Origin of the sequence: Pseudomonas sp. 2VD (assembly GCF_005503585.1) — a bacterium.
GTDB classification, from domain to species: domain Bacteria; phylum Pseudomonadota; class Gammaproteobacteria; order Pseudomonadales; family Pseudomonadaceae; genus Pseudomonas; species Pseudomonas aeruginosa.
Genome location: NZ_SCND01000596.1, coordinates 1 through 2,023, shown reverse-complemented (window position 1 = coordinate 2,023; position 2,023 = coordinate 1). Strand labels below are relative to the sequence as shown.

Sequence of the window (2,023 nt, the reverse complement as noted above, 5' to 3'; positions counted from 1 at the left end):
TGTGTATAAGGGACAGCCTGCAGGTGGCGGCAGAGGGCACGCTGTCCGCGCAGCTCCTGCGCGAGCGCCTGGAGCAGGAGGTACAGGGCATGCAGCAACTGGTGGACAACACCCTGGAGCTGGCCTGGATGGACACCGAACGCCCGGTATTGGCGCTGGAGGACATTTCCATCCCGGCGTTATGGGACCTGCTGGTGGAGAACGCACGCTTCGAAAGCGGCTGGGCCGCCGAGCGGTTCCGCAGCGATCTGCCCGAGGATTGTGTCGTGCGTGGCAACCTCAATGCACTTGCCCAGGCCCTGGAGAACCTGCTGCGCAACGCCATCCGGCATTCGCCGGAGGGCGGCGTGATCCGCCTGCATGGTCGGCGCGAAGGAAGTTGCTGGTGGCTTTGCCTGGAAGACCAGGGCGAGGGTGTGGCCGAGCACCAGTTGGAGACCATCTTCCGCCCGTTCACCCGACTGTCTTCGGCACGTACCGGCAAGGGCTTCGGCCTGGGACTGAGCATTGCCCGTCGCGCCGTGGTGCTCCAGGGCGGCCGCCTATGGGCGGAAGCCGCCGATCCGGGGCTGCGCCTGTGCCTGGTGCTGCCTTCTGCCTAGCGAGGCGCAGGTGCCTTTACATTTTACCTAGATGTAAATGATCTTTACTCTCTTTTGTGAATGATTATCATCCGTGCCGATCTCCTCGGCCGGCCTTGTTCCGGGTCTGCGCCCTGTCCTACCCGTGCCGAGACGTCACCCGCGCAACGCCGGCGACCCAGGCTTCAGAAAAAACGTCAACGTATCCCTCGTGGCTCGCCTGCTACCCGTTTTCCCTCGACAGGAGTAGTCACGCATGTACCCCCAATTCCGTCGCGGCCATCTCGCCGCTGCCGTCCTTTTCGCTTCATCGAGCCTGCTGGGCGGGCAGGCCCTGGCCGAGGACGAGCGCCTGGAAGAACTGGACGAACGCGCCGAATCGGTGGTCCAGCTGGGTGACGAGGTGGTGCTGGGCACCGCCGAACAGGAGCTCAAGCAGGCACCGGGGGTATCCATCATCACCGCCGAGGACATCAGGAAGCGCCCGCCGGTGAACGATCTCTCCGAGATCATCCGCACCATGCCCGGGGTCAACCTCACCGGCAACAGTTCCAGCGGCCAGCGCGGCAACAACCGGCAGATCGACATCCGCGGCATGGGGCCGGAGAACACCCTGATCCTGGTCGACGGCAAGCCGGTCAGCTCGCGCAACTCGGTACGCTACGGCTGGCGTGGCGAACGCGACACCCGCGGCGACAGCAACTGGGTGCCGCCGGAGGAGGTCGAGCGCATCGAGGTCCTCCGTGGGCCCGCGGCGGCACGCTACGGTTCCGGCGCGGCGGGCGGGGTAGTCAACATCATCACCAAGCGCCCGACCGATCGTTTGCGTGGCTCCATGACGGTGTTCACCAACATTCCGGAAAGCTCCAAGGATGGCGCCACGCGCCGCGCCAACTTCAGCCTCAGCGGGCCGCTGACCGAAGCCTTGAGCTTCCGCGCGTACGGCAGCGCGAACAAGACCGATTCGGACGATACCGACATCAACCTCGGACATACCGTCAACCCGAGCCGTACCGTGGCCGGACGCGAAGGGGTACGCAATCGCGATCTCAGCGGGATGCTGTCGTGGCAGGTGACCCCCGACCAGGTCGTCGATTTCGAAGCGGGCTTCAGCCGACAGGGCAACATCTATGCCGGCGATACCCAGAACAACAACGGCACCGCCAATACCCAGGGACTCGCCGACGACGGTGCGGAGACCAACCGCATGTATCGCGAGAACTACGCCATCACCCACAACGGGACCTGGTCGTTCGGTACTTCCAGGTTCGTCGCCCAGTACGACTCCACCCGCAACAACCGTCTGGAGGAGGGGCTGGCCGGTTCCGTCGAGGGGCAGATCGGCGCCGACCGTTCGTTCAGCACCAGCAAGCTGGAGAACTATCGCCTCAGCGGCGAACTCAACCTTCCGTTGCATGCGTTGTTCGAGCAGGTGCTGACGG

The 2,023-nt window shown here is 64.7% G+C and carries 2 pseudogenes; both read left to right on the top strand.

What is annotated here, in order from left to right:
• Positions 1 to 602: pseudogene (pirS, locus tag FFS27_RS32200) on the top strand (sensor histidine kinase PirS); the annotation flags it as partial.
• A gap of 235 nt (positions 603 to 837) precedes the next feature.
• A pseudogene (gene pirA, locus FFS27_RS32195) lies at positions 838 to 2,023 on the top strand (TonB-dependent siderophore receptor PirA); the annotation flags it as partial.